General features: G+C 42.5%; 17 protein-coding genes. 10 read left to right on the forward strand and 7 right to left on the reverse strand.

Annotation, left to right across the window (positions count from 1 at the left end; genetic code table 11):
* Positions 1 to 39: 39 nt before the first annotated feature.
* Complete coding sequence (locus JZ784_RS04620) at positions 40 to 1,194, forward strand: phospholipase A (RefSeq protein WP_346313968.1); 1,155 nt, start codon at positions 40 to 42, stop codon at positions 1,192 to 1,194.
* 90 nt (positions 1,195 to 1,284) lie between these two features.
* On the opposite strand, the gene JZ784_RS04625 is transcribed toward JZ784_RS04620, so the two are convergent.
* Both JZ784_RS04625 and JZ784_RS04630 read right to left on the reverse strand, forming a co-directional pair.
* Positions 1,285 to 2,625, reverse strand: coding sequence for a potassium transporter TrkG (locus JZ784_RS04625; protein WP_346313969.1), 1,341 nt, complete (start codon positions 2,623 to 2,625; stop codon positions 1,285 to 1,287).
* A complete protein-coding gene (locus JZ784_RS04630) occupies positions 2,622 to 3,278 on the reverse strand; it encodes a TrkA family potassium uptake protein (protein WP_346313970.1) in 657 nt (218 codons plus the stop codon). The genes JZ784_RS04625 and JZ784_RS04630 overlap by 4 nt, the downstream gene beginning before the upstream one ends.
* 184 nt (positions 3,279 to 3,462) lie before the next feature.
* On the opposite strand from JZ784_RS04630, the gene JZ784_RS04635 reads away from it, so the two are divergent.
* Entirely contained in the window at positions 3,463 to 3,963 is a 501-nt protein-coding gene (locus tag JZ784_RS04635) for a hypothetical protein (RefSeq protein WP_346313971.1), read from the forward strand.
* Between the two features lie 167 nt (positions 3,964 to 4,130).
* Complete coding sequence (locus tag JZ784_RS04640; RefSeq protein WP_346313972.1) at positions 4,131 to 4,676, forward strand: hypothetical protein; 546 nt, start codon at positions 4,131 to 4,133, stop codon at positions 4,674 to 4,676.
* Positions 4,677 to 4,755: 79 nt separating this feature from the next.
* Here the strand turns inward: JZ784_RS04640 and JZ784_RS04645 are convergent, their stop codons facing one another.
* The gene (locus JZ784_RS04645; protein WP_346313973.1) at positions 4,756 to 5,196 is read right to left on the reverse strand and encodes a hypothetical protein; all 441 of its coding nucleotides are present in this window, start codon (positions 5,194 to 5,196) and stop codon (positions 4,756 to 4,758) included.
* Positions 5,197 to 5,261: 65 nt separating this feature from the next.
* Positions 5,262 to 6,800, reverse strand: coding sequence for a threonine ammonia-lyase, biosynthetic (gene ilvA / locus JZ784_RS04650; RefSeq protein WP_005010180.1), 1,539 nt, complete (start codon positions 6,798 to 6,800; stop codon positions 5,262 to 5,264).
* Between the two features lie 107 nt (positions 6,801 to 6,907).
* Between ilvA and rpiA the strand changes: the two genes are divergently transcribed.
* The 7 genes from rpiA (at position 6,908) to JZ784_RS04685 (ending at position 13,912) form a co-directional block, all read left to right on the forward strand.
* On the forward strand, positions 6,908 to 7,579 hold the full coding sequence (gene rpiA / locus JZ784_RS04655; RefSeq protein WP_346313974.1) for a ribose-5-phosphate isomerase RpiA: 672 nt from the start codon (positions 6,908 to 6,910) through the stop codon (positions 7,577 to 7,579).
* A gap of 91 nt (positions 7,580 to 7,670) precedes the next feature.
* Positions 7,671 to 8,351 (forward strand): SprT family zinc-dependent metalloprotease, encoded by a 681-nt coding sequence (locus JZ784_RS04660; RefSeq protein ID WP_346313975.1) that lies wholly within the window; start codon positions 7,671 to 7,673, stop codon positions 8,349 to 8,351.
* Between the two features lie 499 nt (positions 8,352 to 8,850).
* Positions 8,851 to 9,903, forward strand: coding sequence for an N-acetyl-gamma-glutamyl-phosphate reductase (argC, locus tag JZ784_RS04665; RefSeq protein ID WP_346313976.1), 1,053 nt, complete (start codon positions 8,851 to 8,853; stop codon positions 9,901 to 9,903).
* Positions 9,904 to 9,981: 78 nt separating this feature from the next.
* Positions 9,982 to 10,734, forward strand: a complete 753-nt coding sequence (locus tag JZ784_RS04670; RefSeq protein WP_005010169.1) for a DUF6776 family protein — start codon at positions 9,982 to 9,984, stop codon at positions 10,732 to 10,734.
* A 19-nt stretch (positions 10,735 to 10,753) separates the two neighbouring features.
* The gene (clpS, locus tag JZ784_RS04675) at positions 10,754 to 11,167 is read left to right on the forward strand and encodes an ATP-dependent Clp protease adapter ClpS (RefSeq protein ID WP_130144837.1); all 414 of its coding nucleotides are present in this window, start codon (positions 10,754 to 10,756) and stop codon (positions 11,165 to 11,167) included.
* 9 nt (positions 11,168 to 11,176) lie between these two features.
* A complete protein-coding gene (gene clpA, locus JZ784_RS04680) occupies positions 11,177 to 13,453 on the forward strand; it encodes an ATP-dependent Clp protease ATP-binding subunit ClpA (RefSeq protein WP_005010164.1) in 2,277 nt (758 codons plus the stop codon).
* Between the two features lie 105 nt (positions 13,454 to 13,558).
* A complete protein-coding gene (locus JZ784_RS04685) occupies positions 13,559 to 13,912 on the forward strand; it encodes a YnfA family protein (protein WP_346313977.1) in 354 nt (117 codons plus the stop codon).
* A gap of 93 nt (positions 13,913 to 14,005) precedes the next feature.
* Here the strand turns inward: JZ784_RS04685 and JZ784_RS04690 are convergent, their stop codons facing one another.
* The 3 genes from JZ784_RS04690 to JZ784_RS04700 all read right to left on the reverse strand — a co-directional run bounded on the left by JZ784_RS04690 (position 14,006) and on the right by JZ784_RS04700 (position 16,258).
* Positions 14,006 to 14,479: a hypothetical protein gene (locus tag JZ784_RS04690; RefSeq protein ID WP_346313978.1), complete on the reverse strand. Its 474-nt coding sequence runs from the start codon at positions 14,477 to 14,479 to the stop codon at positions 14,006 to 14,008.
* A 90-nt stretch (positions 14,480 to 14,569) separates the two neighbouring features.
* Entirely contained in the window at positions 14,570 to 15,490 is a 921-nt protein-coding gene (argF, locus tag JZ784_RS04695; RefSeq protein WP_005010159.1) for an ornithine carbamoyltransferase, read from the reverse strand.
* 114 nt (positions 15,491 to 15,604) lie between these two features.
* Positions 15,605 to 16,258 (reverse strand): TetR/AcrR family transcriptional regulator, encoded by a 654-nt coding sequence (locus JZ784_RS04700; protein ID WP_346313979.1) that lies wholly within the window; start codon positions 16,256 to 16,258, stop codon positions 15,605 to 15,607.
* Between the last annotated feature and the right edge of the window lie 132 nt (positions 16,259 to 16,390).

Consider the following 16,390-nt stretch of genomic DNA (forward strand, 5'->3'; position numbering starts at 1 on the left):
ATTTCACAATAAGCAATTTTCAAAGAATAAGGGGTGAGTATGGCGTTCAATTCATTTGAGCGTACACCATTGCAGCTGGGCATTCTGCTCAGCACAATGGTGTCGGCGGGGGCGTATGCGCAAAATGCAGAAGTGGCTGCGAAACCAGCAACACCGGAGGCTTGTGTTGCGCTGTCATCAAATGCTGAGCGTTTGGCTTGCTATGATGCGCTGTTTAAAATTCCTGACAGCGTTAAACCTGTATTGGTTTCAGAGCGTCAAGCTGCGCAGGATCTGGAACCAGCGCCTACTGAAAAATTGACGCTGAAAGAGAAAGTCAGCCACGCATTTTCAGACCGGTTATTTGCAGTGGAAGCGCCGCAGCTGAATCCTAACTTATCTTTACTGGACAGCCGCTGGGAGCTTTCGCAAGACAGTAAATTGGGAACCTGGAATATCCGCGGCTATCAGCCTGTATATTTGATGCCGGGTTACTGGACATCTGATAAAAATGAACGTCCCTCTAGCCCAAACCCGAACAATACGGTAACTGCTGATCAAGAGCAGGATCTGAAGTCGATGGAAGCAAAATTCCAGCTGTCGCTGAAAACCAAAGCGGTTGAGAACTTATTTGGCGATAATGGGGATGTTTGGCTGGGCTATACGCAGTCTTCGCGCTGGCAGGTGTATAACGCCGACGAATCCCGCCCATTTCGTGAAACCAATTATGAGCCGGAAGCCAGTTTAGTCTTTAGGACGAATTATGAATTGCTGGGCATTAACTGGCGGATGTTAGGCTTGACGCTGAATCATCAATCGAATGGCCGCTCTGATCCGTTGTCGCGCAGCTGGAACCGTGTGATCTTGAATCTGGGTTTTGAAAAAGATAATTTTGCTTTAATGCTGCGCCCTTGGTACCGCATTGAAGAAAATGCCAAAGATGATAATAATCCTGATATTACAGATTATATGGGGCGCGGCGATTTAACGGCATTTTACCGTTATAAAGAACACGATTTCAGCTTAATGCTGCGCCACTCTTTAAAAGGCGGAGATGATTCGCATGGCGCCGTACAGTTTGATTGGACTTTCCCAATTAGCGGTAAGCTGCGTGGCCAGTTCCAATTGTTTGATGGCTATGGTGAAAGCTTAATTGATTATAACCATCGCGCAACATATGTCGGTGTGGGTGTTTCACTCATGAATTGGTTCTAGTCCGCAATCAGATCAGCTTGAATAATAAAAAACCGTGCATCAGCACGGTTTTTTATTATTCAATACGTTATAAACAGTTCAGCTGGATTTCTATCCAATTTGAATTTCCGTCGGCGGATGTTTTAAACGGCTCTTTTTCGGCGTGGCAATTAAGTAAGCCAGTGTTAATGGGCCTAAACGCCCGGCATACATCAGCATCATTAATATAACCAAGCTCGCAGGCTGCAGCTCTTCGGTAATGCCGCGTGACAAGCCGACAGTGCAGGCTGCCGAAACGGCTTCAAACAATAAGTCTTGAAAACGCTGATTCGGTTCAAGCAGCAGCAGGCAGAAAAAGCCCATAAATATCAGTGTAACCGTGATAAAAATAACAGCAAGGGCTTTAAATGTGGTTTTTTCAGGTACGGAATGATTAAAAACACGCACTTCATCTTCACGGCGCAAAAAGCTGATGACGCTGAGCACAACGATAATAAATGTCCCCACTTTAATGCCGCCGGCTGTGCTGAGCGAACCGCCGCCAATAATCATCAGCATCATTGTAATTAAAGAAGATGCATCTGTAAGCTGATCCATTGGCAGGCTGTTAAAGCCTGAAGACCGGGGAACAGTCGCATGGAACCAGGCATTGACGGCCTGATCGCCTAAGCTCATCGGCGCCAGAGTCAGCGGATTGCTGGCTTCTAAACACCAGATGACAATGAATGCAAAGATGTTCAGGCCTGCAATAGCGGATAAGATTAATTTGCTGTTTGGGCTCAGTTTTTTCCAGCTTTTATGCTGCTTAATATCCATCAGCACTAAAAAGCCAATGCCGCCGATGATATAGAGCATGCTGATGGTGAAGGTAATGATATATTGATCTGCAAAGCTCATCAGGCTGTTTGGGAACAGTGAAAATCCGCCATTATTGAACGCGGAAATGCTGTAAAAAGCGGCATAGAAAAAAGCTTTTGAAAAATCATAATCTTGTAGCCATGCAATGGTGAGGATGACTGTGCCGACGGCTTCAAAGAATAGTGAATAGAGGAAGACGCCTTTAATAGTAAAAGTAACCTTTTTCAGGCTGGTTTGGCCAATGGTTTCCTGCGCCATAATTTGCTGTTTTAACCCCAGCTGAGGGGAAAGGCTCATAACAGCTAAAATAGCAAAGCTCATAAAGCCTAAACCGCCGCATTGCAGCAAAAACATAATCACCAGTTTGCCAAAAACAGTATAGGCCTCGCCGACATTCACCACAGAAAGACCTGTAATGGTAACGGCGGATGTAGAGGTGAAAACAGCATTCAGCCAAGAGAGCTCGCCATGATGGGCAAAAGGCAGCTTCAGCAGCAGGGTGCCTAAAATAATCAGGGCTAGGAAACCTAAGGCCAGCAGGCTAGGCGGACTGAGATTGACGGTGCCATTTTTGGTGTTGTGCAGTTTTTTCATACAGATTTAAAATGTTTAGAGAGGCGGCGCAAAGGTTCTAATAAGCCTTCAATGACTAAAATATCACCTTTTTGCAAAATCATATTCGGATCAATGCTAAAGACGACTTCTTTGCCGCGTTTATGCATCAGCGTTTTGACTTCCGGTGCATGCTCCATGAGTTGATTGAACCGCAAACCTTGCTGTGCCTCTTTCAGTTCAACCTTGACAATAAAATGATTATCATCCAGAGCCATATAGCGGCTGACCATTGGATAACTCAGTGATTGCGCAATACGCACTCCCATATCTTCCTCTGGATGAATGATTTTATTGACTCCTAAATGGGTTAAAATCATATGGTGCGCTTTGGATTTGGCTTTGACCCAAATTTTATCAATGCCTAAGTTTTTGAGATGCAGCACGCAAAGAATGCTGGCTTCAATATCTTCGCCAATTGCCACCACCACCGCTTCGCACTTTTGAATATTCAATTCACTTAAAACGTGTTCATCCGTTGCATCCGCAATGACGGCATGTGTCAGCTGATCAGAAATGCTTTCTACAAATTTTTTGTTGCTGTCGATGCCGATAACATCATGTTTGAGGCCCACTAATTCTGTTGCAACGGTTGCGCCGAAACTCCCAAGTCCAATGACTGCAAACTGCGCCATATAATCAGGTCCCTATATTCATGTTGTATTTGTTAACGATTATTGGCTGTAAAGTGCTCAATTATTCGTCTATGCTGGTTTTGAGCTATTTTATCGGTTTATTCCAGCTCCAGCTATCAAGCTTACAAAATTATATATTACAAAAGCTTATTGACTTGGAGGGATTCTCGTTGGGAGTGTGAGTATGCATAAGACACTGTATCAGGCATTGCAGGTGGCTTTTCCGGAACTAAAAGACGCCCCATTGCCCGAAGAGCAGGATAATTTTGAGAGTTTGAGGCTTTGGCTGAATCAGCATTATTCAAACCTGCAGCAGCTGCAGATGATGGATTACCGTCAAAATGGCATTGCTGAATGCCACCGTTTGCAGCAGCTGCATATAGATCTGGATGAATTAAGCAATCAGATTGATGCTGAAATGCGTGCTTTTTTTGAAATGTATGAAGAAAGTGATCAGGAAATTGATCCGGAACCAGCGCATGCTTATGATTTTGAATTCACCTATAGTGTTGTATTTAATAATATAAAAATGTTTATTGAGCCTTATGATTTAGCGCTGCTGGTCATCGAGCAGGAAAATCCATATTGGCTGCTGGTGCCGAATAATGAGGAGCTGATTGACCGGATCATCACAACATTTAATGAAGCCTTTGGCAATGAAGAGCCTATGGTCTTAATTGAATAGGCATGTGGCCAATCATCTGATGCTGCCGTTTTAAATCCGGTTCTGCTTTAAGTGCTGTCATATTTTGTTCAAATCAATTTGCTAGACTGTTTAAACACGCTGTGCAAATGATAGCCAAGTCGCAGGCTGTTTGGTGTTTTAAGCAATAACGGCAGAAAAACTAGAAGATGAATGATAAAAAAATATATCAATGGCTGCAGTCATGGTATCCAGAGCTGCAAACCCGAAAAATCCCAAAGGCTAAAAACCGCAACAGTTTTGAGCAGTTTAGCCTGTGGCTGCTGTCAGAAAAGAAAGCACAGCATGAACGCTCATTTATAATGAGCTTTGACCCGCTGAATTTTACCGAAGCAGATCTGGCAAAAAGTGCTGTATTGCAAAATTTGCAGGTCAATATTGCGCAAATGCATCAAGACATAGCTAAGCAAATTCAGCCGATTTATGCGCACTATGAAAAATCTAAGCAGCTTTTGGGCAAATATTACAATGTGCAGGAACAGCTTGCAGAAATCATTTTGAACGCGCTATGTCAAGAATTAAGCCAGTATAACTATGAACTGCTGTTGATCTGTTCGGAACAATATTACTGGCTGGCAGTACATCAGGATGCAGAAAAAATTCACAAATTCTGTAAAAAAATTGAAAAGCAATTCAAAGATGAAGAACTGAAAATTGAAATCTATTCATTGCCGGATTGTTTGCAGTCGATATAGTAGAGTTTGAGTGCCCTATAACTTCAATATAAATAGCCTAAGCAAATCGTTTTAATTTCATTTGTGAATCTTAAATAAATCATGTTTCCGTATTTTCTTGTTTTAAATCCTCTGGATCATTCAATATCCGGTAAATTATCATGGCAATCATTGTCATAATAAGCAAACCGGCTATCCCTTTAGGCTGATAGGGCTGCTGATCAGCATAATTGCTCATAAAAATGAGCAGCTGCGTCAAGCAGATAATAAAGAACATATAAGCTGCGGTTGCTTTATATGCATGTTTTGGCGCGAGTTTAAGCATACTGTAGGGAATACGCACTACGAGTATGCATAGTAATATCAATAAGGGAAAGGCGGCTGTAAATTCCTGTACAAAGTGTTTAAGAATGTTGATTAGTACGCTGACGCATAATAACTGCAGAAAAGGAAAGAGAAAAAATCTTTCCCAAGATCGGATATGCAATTTAAAAATCATTTTTGTGCTTACTGAGTTTTTTTTATCTTTTTGAATATACAAAAAAATAGCCTGTATATATACAGGCTATTGTAGGTTTTTTACGCAGATTTTAAAATTTCAACGGATCATTTGAGGAAGCGCTGATAGCCCAAGTTGTTGGTAATTTCCGCATATGGATAGGTAATGCTTTCCAATGTTTCAATTAAACCGTCCGGGTTTTGCTTGGCATCGGTTGCTTCCATGCCTACTAATACACGGCCTTCAGCAGCGCCGTGATTGCGGTAATGGAATAGTGTGATGTTGTGTGTAGGGCCTAGACGCTCTAAGAAGGTCAGTAAAGCGCCTGGGCGCTCAGGGAATTCCACGCGGAACAAGCGCTCATTTTCGATATCTGCATGACCGCCAATCAGGTAGCGGATATGCAGTTTAGCCACTTCATCATCAGATAAATCATCCACGTCGTATTGGAACTTTAATGTTTCAAAAATGTCCTGACGTTCTTTATCACCGCCTTTCAGGCTGATGCCGACAAAGACTTGGGCTGCGCTGGAATTGCTGGCGCGGTAGTTGAATTCAGTAATGTTGCGGCCTTGCAATGCACGGCAGAATTTTAAGAATGAGCCTTTTTCTTCTGGAATGGTCACGGCAAAAATGGCTTCTTTGCGCTCACCCAATTCTGTGCGTTCCGCAATATAGCGCAGGCGGTCAAAATTCATGTTGGCGCCGCACACAATCGACACCATATTTTTATTTTCTATGCCATGCGCTTCTACGTACTTTTTAATACCAGCTAAAGCCATTGCGCCTGACGGTTCGACAATGCTGCGGCATTCATCATAGGTATCCTTAATGGCGGTGCAGATTTCATCGGTATTGACGAGGACAACTTCACGCTCAACAATTGGGCCTGAATTATCCGATTTTTGCAGCTGAATGACTTCAAACGGTTTTTCACCGATTTGTGCTACCGCTGTGCCATCTGCAAATAAGCCGACAGATGGAAGAATGACACGCTCACCAGCCTCAAAAGCGGCTTTTAAGCAGGCAGATTCATCATATTCCACAGGAATGACTTTGACATGCGGGGCAACATCACCTAAGTAGGCAGCAACACCGCCAATTAAGCCGCCACCGCCGACAGCAACAAAAACATATTCAACATCACGCCATTGACGCAAAATTTCATTGGCGATGGTGCCTTGGCCAGCCATAACGAGTTCATCATCATAAGGCGGAATAAAGGTCATGCCTTCATCTTGAGCGCATTGAATGGCATATTTATTGGCAACATCAAAGGAATCGCCATGCAGAACCACTTCACCGCCTAAGCGTTTAACTGCTTGCACTTTAATATCCGGTGTGGTTTTAGGCATAACAATAATGGCGCGAATACCCAACTTTTTACCAGATAACGCCACGCCTTGCGCATGGTTGCCTGCAGAAGCGGTAATAACGCCGCGTTCCAGCTGAGATTTTGGCAATTGGCTGATGCGGTTGTAGGCACCGCGCAATTTAAAAGAAAAGACAGGCTGTAAATCTTCGCGTTTGAAGCGAATGTTATTCTTGAGCTTTTCACTAATTCGTGGCGCTGCTTCGAGTGGAGTTTCGATTGCAACGTCATACACCGTTGCCTGTAATATTTGTCGAACCAAACGAGACAGCATGTTAATTTTCCATCTAACAGTTTAAAATAAGCATTCATTGTAACAAACCCCCGTACATTTGGGCTGTAAAATCAGCATCAAATGTCAAAAAATAGTTGAGCCAAGTTATGAGTCTGTATGCGACCCAAGATGAAAAGAAACAAGCAGTTGCGAAAGCTGCTTTAAAACACTTGCCGAAAGGCGGTATTTTGGGTGTTGGTACAGGAAGTACAGTAAACTTCCTCATTGAATTATTGCCAGAATTGCAATTGGAAGCGGCTGTAGCCAGTTCTGAAGCCACTGCGCAGCGCCTGAAGAAATTAGGCATTGAAGTGGTTGATATGAACAGCGTTGGCGGTTTAGACGCTTATGTCGATGGCGCAGATGAGATTGACCGCCATATGCACATGATTAAAGGCGGTGGCGCTGCGTTAACACGTGAAAAAATTGTCGCGTCTATTGCAAAGAAATTTGTGTGTATTGTGGATGATTCTAAATGGGTAGAGCAGTTAGGTCATGATTTCCCATTGCCTGTAGAAGTGATTCCAATGGCGCGTTCTGCTGTAGCACGTAAAATTGTTGCGCTTGGCGGTGACCCGGTTTACCGTGAAGGTGTTGTTACAGATAACGGCAATGTGATTTTAGATGTACACAATTTCAATATTTTAAATGCATTGGAACTTGAGAAAACCCTGAACAATATTCCAGGTGTGGTGTGTAACGGTATCTTTGCATTAAACAAAGCGGATATTGCTATTGTTGCCACTGACAATGGTATTGAAGAACGCACTGCGGTTTAAAGAATCCTCCCTGACCCTCCTTTAAAAAAGGAGGGGAAAAAGCACCTCTTTTTCTAAGAGGTGCTTGGGGGCGATTAAGAAAAAAGAAAAAATGACTCTAAACCTCCCAGAAATTCAAATTACCCGAAAATTACGCGCAACTCGCTTAAGGCTGCGTGTAGAGTCTGCGCAAATTAAATTAACTGTGCCACAGTTTTGCACACAGCGCCAAGTTCAAGAATTTTTAAAACAATCAGAACAATGGATGATTGATACGTGGAGGAAGCAGCAGGAAAAAGCAGGGCAGATTGATAAAAGCTTACCCAGTGAGTTAAAACTTTTTAATTTAGAACAGCCTTTAAAGGTTATATATAAAACGCAAAAAAACTCATTTATCTTAGATGAACAGAACCATCAACTTTTCATTAGTGATCGGCAGCCTGAACAGTATTTAAAAAGTTTTGTCATTGCTTATGCAAAAGCACATTTACCTGTGTATTTAGAGCAGTTGAGTCAAGAAATTGGCCTAGCTTATGGGGAATGTTCAATCCGTCAGCCCAAAACCCGCTGGGGCAGCTGTTCTGCTAAGCATGACATTATGCTGAATAGTGGGTTGGTGCTTTTCCCGCAGGAAATCACACGCTATGTAGCTGTACACGAGTTGGCGCATACCAAGCATTTTGATCATAGTGTAAACTTCTGGGTTGAGGTGCAAAAACATGATGTTAATTTTCAGCAGCATCGGAAAACGTTGAAGGGTAGTCCAATGCCGTGGTGGTGGACTAATGTTTGAGGTCAATTCTTTATTAAAAAAATTAATGCAAAATGCGGTAGCTTTTGATTAAGACAAAAATTATTAAAATAAGTATTAAAAAGAAGAAATATTCAACCGTAAATGCTTCTGCAAGATATAGTTTGTAATGAAAGATAATAAAAATAAGTAAGATTACGCCGATGATATAAAGCATAGTAGTTTTTAAGTGTGCGTATTTGGTTTAATGAACTAAATTATACTTAAAATTATTGTGGACCCAATGGCTAGATTATTTTTAAAAATGGAAATGATATTCTCTGATAATTACTTTAGTTCATATTTTACCGATGATAGACGTGCCGAATTGTGCGAAATATTGGTGTTCAACAAGTATAAAAATATTAAGAGCGAATACTGAATGATTTTTCAAACACAAGGAAAACTAAATAAAAAGATTAAACCCAAGCAAAACAGTTCAGAAAACCTAAACTTCCTGTCATACTACGTAGTCATCAAATGGATACTTTGAATTGAGGTAATGAGCGTGATTTCAGTTGGTATTGTCGGCGGTACGGGTTATACAGGCGTTGAATTGCTGCGTATTTTGCTGCGTCATCCAAATGCGGAAGTAAAGGTTTTAACTTCACGTACTGAAAACGGGCGCCGTGTCGATGACATGTTCCCAAGCCTGCGCGGTCATACTGACCTTCAATATTCAGACCTCAATCTTGATGAACTGAAAAAATGCGACGTTGTATTTTTTGCTACACCGCATGGCGTAGCGATGAAACATGCTGAAGAGCTGGTTGCAGCAAATACAAAAGTGATTGACCTGGCTGCTGACTTCCGCCTGCAAGACTTAGCACAGTTTGAAAAATGGTATGGTCTGGATCATGCTTGCCCAGATTTATTAAAAGACTCTGTTTACGGTTTGTCTGAATTAAACCGTGACAAAATCAAACAAGCTAACGTGATTGGCAACCCTGGCTGCTATCCGACAACCGTACAGCTCGGTTTGGCGCCCGTGTTAAAAGCTGACGCATTAGTGAAACCTGAAAGCATTATTATTGATGCAAAGTCAGGTGTTTCAGGTGCAGGCCGTAAAGCCAGCCTTGGCATGATCTATTCTGAAAATGCAGATAACTTTAAAGCCTATGGTGTAGCGGGCCATCGCCATCACCCTGAAATTGTCGAAGCGCTAGAAAATATCTCAGGCCAAAAAGGCGTATTTAATGAGATCTTGTTTGTGCCGCATTTGGTGCCAATGATCCGCGGCATGCTTAGCACGATTTATATCGATTTAACGGATGCAGGTGCAGAAGCTGATTTGCAGGCGCTTTATGAGCAGTTCTATGCCAATGAACAGTTTGTTGATGTGATGCCAGCAGGCAGTTCGCCTGAAACCCGCTCAGTGCGCGGAGCAAACCAATTGCGTATTGCACTGTATAAGCCGCAGCCGAAAAAACTGGTGATTCTTGTAGCTCAAGATAACTTAGTCAAAGGCGCAGCAGGACAGGCTGTGCAAAATATGAACTTGATGTTTGGCTTTGCTGAAGAAGCAGGCCTGCAAGGCATCGGTTTATTACCATAAGAAACGTTTAAATGCTTCACACACATTTAGATTTCGATTTAAATGTGTGTTTTGAATAAATCAAAATAAGAGATGATGATGCAAAATTCAGACTCACATACTGCGCCACAGCACAATGCCAGCGATAAAAAACCGTTTATGCAAACCAATTTGCCTTTGGCAGTTGGCGCGGCTGTTTTAATTTTGAGCAGCGGTTTGCTGGGTTACACGGTTGGGCATCGCCAAGGCCTGACAGTTGTGGGTTATGATGCTGATGCTGAGCAGCTGGTTGAAGTGGTGCAAAAGCAAAAATCTGAGCTTGCCGTATTAAATAAAAGTTTAAATACCGCAATTCAGGAACGTGATGTGGCGGTCAGCAACTCGAATGATCTGTATTTAGAAATGAATAAGGCCCGTGATGCGCAGGCTCAAGCAGAAAATATCGGAGTACTGTACCGTGAAGTACTGCGCCAGCGCGGCGGAATTGCTTTAGCTGTGCAGCATGTAGCAATTAAACCGCTGCCAGACAATGCATTTGAATATCAGCTGGATTTAATGCAAGTGAGTCCTGGAAAAAGCAATGCTTCGGGCAGTGCTGAAATCCGCTTGATTCAAGGAACTGAAGTATTAACTGTGCCGATGGAAGATAAAAACTTCAACTTTGAAAACAATGAGCGCCTAACAGGCCGCTGGACAATGCCGAAAGGCTTTACGCCAAACTTTATCGAAATCCGTTTAAACAGTGCAGGCAAACAGGTTGTCCGCCGTTTCAGCTGGTCTAAAGGGCCAGCAGTAGAGAATCAATCTTCGTTTCTCTCAGAAATTCCTCAAACTGAAGCAAATTCAAACTGAAGTGTGAATCAAGAATCATATGCGAAGCAATAAGCGCCAAATTAGTTTATCTGACATGAAAGACTCATTCTATCAAACTGGAATAGTGGACTGGCACATCAGCCCGCGCTTGAGCAATGAAACGCATGAAGATGGGGATGCCGACACCACAGTCATGACCGCGCGTCCAGAATTAAAACGTCCGCCGATGTACGCTGTTGTTTTAATGAACGATGATTACACCCCAATGGACTTTGTTATTGAAATTTTACAACAATACTTTGCTTTGAATCTTGACCAAGCCACTCAAGTAATGCTAACTGTACATTATGAAGGAAAAGGTGTTGCAGGGGTTTATCCGCGGGACATTGCGGAGACGAAAGCAAATCAAGTCAATAATTACGCTCGGTCACAAGGTCATCCTTTGCTTTGTCAGATAGAGCCCAAAGATTAAGGGGGTTGCATGCTCAGTCGTCAATTAGAAGTATCATTACGTTTGGCTGTCAGCATGGCTCGTCAAAAGAGACATGAGTTTTTGACGGTAGAACATTTATTATTGGCTTTACTGGATAATGACTCTGCTGTGAATGCATTGAAAGCATGCGGCGCAGACATTATCCTGCTTCGAAAAGAACTTGAAGAATACGTAGAACAGCATACTCCTAAACTTGGTGAAAACAGCGATCAAGCACCGCACCCTACAGAAAGCTTTGACCGCATATTGCAGCGCGCAATTTTTCATGTGCAGTCCAGCGGCAGTGACCGGACTGTAGAAGGTGCGGATATTTTGGTTGCAATGTATTCAGAGCGTGATTCTTTTGCAGTGTACCTGCTGAAGCGTCACCAAATTAACCGACTGACTTTAACCCAATACCTTTCTCATGGCACACGCAAAGACGAAGCGCCGCAGGAAGAAGAAATTGAAGAGCTGGATGGTGAAACAGCATCTTCGGCTAATGCTGGCCCGCTTGAGCTGTATACCACCAATTTAAATGCGGAAGCTCAAAAGGGTAAAACTGACCCGCTGATTGGCCGTGAAAAAGAGATTGAGCGCGCTGCGCAAATTCTCTGCCGCCGCCGTAAAAATAATCCGCTGCTGGTGGGTGATCCGGGTGTAGGCAAAACCTCAATTGCTGAAGGGTTAGCATGGCTGATTGTGAACGGCAAAGCGCCGAAACCTCTAGAAAATGCAGAAGTCTACAGCTTGGATATTGGCGCATTGGTGGCGGGTACCAAATATCGGGGCGATTTTGAAAAACGCTTAAAACAATTGCTGAATGCTTTAAAGAAAAAGCCGGAAGCGATACTGTTTATTGATGAAATTCATATGATTATTGGTGCCGGCTCAAGCATGGGCAGCACCATGGATGCCTCGAACCTGATCAAACCGGCTTTGGCAAATGGAACGTTGCGCTGCATTGGCTCGACGACATTTCAAGAATATCGTCAAGTCTTTGAAAAAGATCATGCTTTATCACGCCGATTCCAAAAAATTGATGTGAATGAGCCTTCTATTTCAGAAACGATTGATATTTTACGCGGTTTGAAAACCAAATTTGAAGATTTTCATCACGTGAAATATGATGATTTAGCCTTGGTTTCAGCTGTTGAGCTGTCTGCAAAATTTATTAATGACCGTTTCTTGCCCGATAAGGCCATCGACGTGATTGATGAAGCGGGTGCGCAGCGCCGATTAAAAGCAGAGCAGGACGATACGCTGATTACGGTAGAAAATATTGAGGATATCGTCTCGAAAATTGCCCGCATTCCGCCAAAGACGGTGTCTAAAGATGATAAGACTGTTCTGGAAAATCTGGAACGCGATTTGAAACGTGTCGTGTTTGGCCAAGATGAAGCAATTGAAGCGCTGGCTTCTGCGATTAAGCTTTCACGTGCAGGCTTGAAATCTCCTGATAAACCTGTCGGCAGTTTTGTGTTTGCCGGCCCAACAGGTGTTGGTAAAACAGAAGTAACCAAGCAACTGGCAAAATTGCTGGGTGTTGAACTTGTGCGTTTTGATATGTCTGAATATATGGAGCGTCATGCTGTATCACGCCTAATCGGTGCGCCTCCAGGCTATGTTGGCTTCGATCAAGGCGGTTTGCTGACAGATGCGATTCATAAAAATCCGCACTGCGTATTGCTGCTGGATGAAATTGAAAAAGCGCATCCGGATGTCTTTAATTTACTGCTGCAGATTATGGATCATGGTTCATTGACTGATAATAATGGCCGAAAATCTGATTTCCGCAATGTGGTTTTAGTTCTGACCACCAATATTGGCGCAGAAAGCATTTCCCGTGTCAGCATTGGCTTTAAAGAACAAGACAACAGTAAAGACAATCAGGATGCAATGAAAAAAGCATTCTCTCCTGAATTCCGCAACCGTCTAGACAGCGTGATTCAGTTTAAAGCCTTGCCAACAACGGTCATTGAAAATGTCGTGGATAAGTTCTTAACAGAGCTGCAAGCGCAATTAGATGATAAAAAAGTCATTCTGGAAGTGGATCAATCTGCGCGTGAATGGATGGCCGAGAACGGTTACGACCGTTTGATGGGCGCGCGTCCAATGCAACGTTTAATTCAAGAGCACTTGAAAAAACCGCTTGCAGAAATGATCTTGTTTGGTGAGTTGGCGGAGCATGGCGGAAATGTTGCCGTTTCTGTGAAAAAAGAGAACGGCAAAGCAGTGGGCTTAAAACTCGAAGTGTTTGAAGATCAAACTGCTGAGCCTGCCTAAAATAACGGCTTTTTGAAAATAACCCGTGGCGAACACGGGTTATTTTTTTGCATTCACATCTTATGAGTTCTGGCTGAAATGCTGTTGGGTCGCTAAGTACTGGTTATGGATATTCAAATTTCGAAAGTCATCACAACCTTTCTGTTGTTCGCTGTTACAGCTGTGATGGAAATTCTGGGCTGCTATTTTCCCTATTTAATTCTGAATCAAGGGCGAAGCCAGTGGCTGTGGCTGCCGACAGTATTGGCGCTGGCAGTATTTGTCTGGCTGTTGACATTGCATCCTGCCGCATCGGGGCGGATTTATGCAGCCTATGGCGGAATTTACATTTTTTCCGCATTAATGTGGCTGCGCTTTGTCGATCAAATCAGCTTGACCCGATGGGACTTGCTTGGCGGCGCAGTAGTATTGATTGGCGCTGCGATGATTATTTTACAGCCGCAGGGCTTGATCCGGTAATATTAAAGCAAACTGGTCGATCTTGAGCTGAAAGGTATAAAGCCTCAGTTGCTGAAATAACCGAGGCTTTATTTGGGGCATGGAGAGCATTTTTTAAAAGTTGCATTCACTATTTTTGATGGAGTATTGATATACATGCTTCTCAGAAGATAGCACCATGTTGGCTGAATAGGGATTTTTACGCTGAAATTCATGTTCGAACAGCAAATGGCAATTTTGCAGGGTATTCTTTTTCAGCATGTTTTGAATGTCTTTAATGCCTATGCTTTTTTCAAATTGTGTAAAATCTGATGTTGTAATAATGCCTTCTACCCGCATTTGATTTGCACTGATCTGATATTTTTCCATCAGCATATTTTGGTCAATTTGAAAGGGAAGTGTGCGTGAGTCTTCATCACTGATTGCATCTAAAATTTCATTTAATGCAGCGGCATTTTGAATCATGTAACGGCTGTCTAAAATCTGTTTGTTTACTAAATATTGATCAAGTTCGGTTGGTGCTGCCATAACAGCGGCAGGTATTAAAACCAGAGCACTCAAGCCAAGCAATAAAGTTTTTAAACCCATTTTTAAATCACTTATAAAATTTATGGTTTTATTAAAGCATGCAAAAACAAAAAAAGCACCCGAAGGTGCTTCATTTATATGAGTAAAAACTTAGTCTTTTTTAAGATTTTCGTTAATCAAGAATTCAACTAGCGCTTTTTGCGCATGCAGGCGGTTTTCCGCTTCATCCCAAACCACAGCATTTTTATGGTCAAGCATGTTTTCAGAAATTTCTTCGCCGCGGTGAGCAGGCAGGCAGTGCATAAATAAGCAATTTGAATGCGCCAAATCCATTAAGCGTTCATTGACTTGATACTCTGCAAAAGCTTTTTCACGGATTTTCTGCTCTTCTTCTTGGCCCATGCTTGCCCATACGTCAGTGACGATCAAATCTGCATTGACCGCAGCATCTTCAGCTGAGTTGACTAATTCTACGCAATGCGCAAATTCAGAGAGGAACTGTTCTTTAGGCTCATAGCCTTTAGGCGAAGCGATTTTTAATTTAAAGCCCCACATATGAGCAGCTTCAATATATGAGTTGCACATATTGTTGCCGTCACCAATCCAAGCCACTGTTTTTCCTTCGATTGAGCCGCGGTGTTCAACAAAAGTCTGAATGTCTGCCAATAATTGGCAAGGGTGGTGGTCATCAGTTAAGGCATTGATCACAGGAACCGTAGAATATGATGCAAAGCGCTCAACAATATCGTGGCCAAAGGTACGGATCATCACAATATCAAGCATGCTTGAAATCACGCGCGCAGAATCCTCAATCGGTTCGCCGCGGCCCAGCTGAGTGTCGCGTGATGATAGAAAGATCGCGCTGCCGCCAAACTGGCTCATGCCTGCTTCAAACGATACACGGGTACGGGTGCTTGATTTTTCAAAAATCATGCCCATTACTTTACCAACGAAAGGCTGGAATACTTCATTGTTGTGCTGTTTGCGCTTCAGTTCTATTCCGCGCTGCACAATTTGGTTAAGTTCTAAAGTCGATAGATCGCGTAAAGTAAGAAAGTGACGCAGAGCCATGATTACTCCACAATAATTGCTGAATCAAAAATAAACAACAATTAGTTGTTGGTTGGTTAAAAGAAAAGGAGAATCGAATACTCTATACCAAATATATGCAAAATTGCAAAAAAACTAAGGCTTTTGATGACCGTCGAGGAATCGATCTACGCAATACTCGATGTGATTGATCGCTTCTTGCTCATTTATGACCAGGTCAACACCTAAAATAATGCGCCATTCATAGTCGCGAAGAATTCCAAAGTACAGCATTGCTGAATTGTTGGGGTGCGGACAGTTTAAATCACCGTCTTCATGTGCTTTAGCCAGAACTTTTGCAATTGTCATCTGGATCATTTTTGCACCATTTTCATGAATGTATAGTGCAAGGGTTGAATCCTTTTGAGTTTGATTCAGGACAAGGCGAATAAAGGCAATGTTTTTGGGCTGAATAATATGCTTTAAAAAATTGCTTAGAATTCGAATTAAATAACTGCGTAATTCTTCGGGTTCAGACATGCATGCCAAACTGATGTCTTTATAAAATTGTTCACGCCGATAATCACAAATGGCCTTAAATAAGCCTTCTTTGTTGCCAAAATATTTGTAGATAGAGGCTTTGGAGCCGCCGCCGGCATGGTTGACGATGTCATCTAAAGATACTGCTTCATAACCATTTTTTACGAATAGCTCATTTGCACTTAATAAGAGTGCAAAACAACGTTCATGACCACGTTTGGTTTGTGGTAAATCACGTGCGATAGGTTCGAGTTGAGCTAAATCGTGCATATGGGGAATAATGTTATCTGCCTGCAAAAACTGCTTTAATTATAGCAAAGCTTTGAATAAGTTTCTGTAATTACAGGTATGCGCCAGATGATTATGCTGTAACGAAATAATATTATATATTTCATAAATATT

The organism is Acinetobacter sp. CWB-B33 (assembly GCF_039655955.1).
GTDB classification, from domain to species: domain Bacteria; phylum Pseudomonadota; class Gammaproteobacteria; order Pseudomonadales; family Moraxellaceae; genus Acinetobacter; species Acinetobacter bouvetii.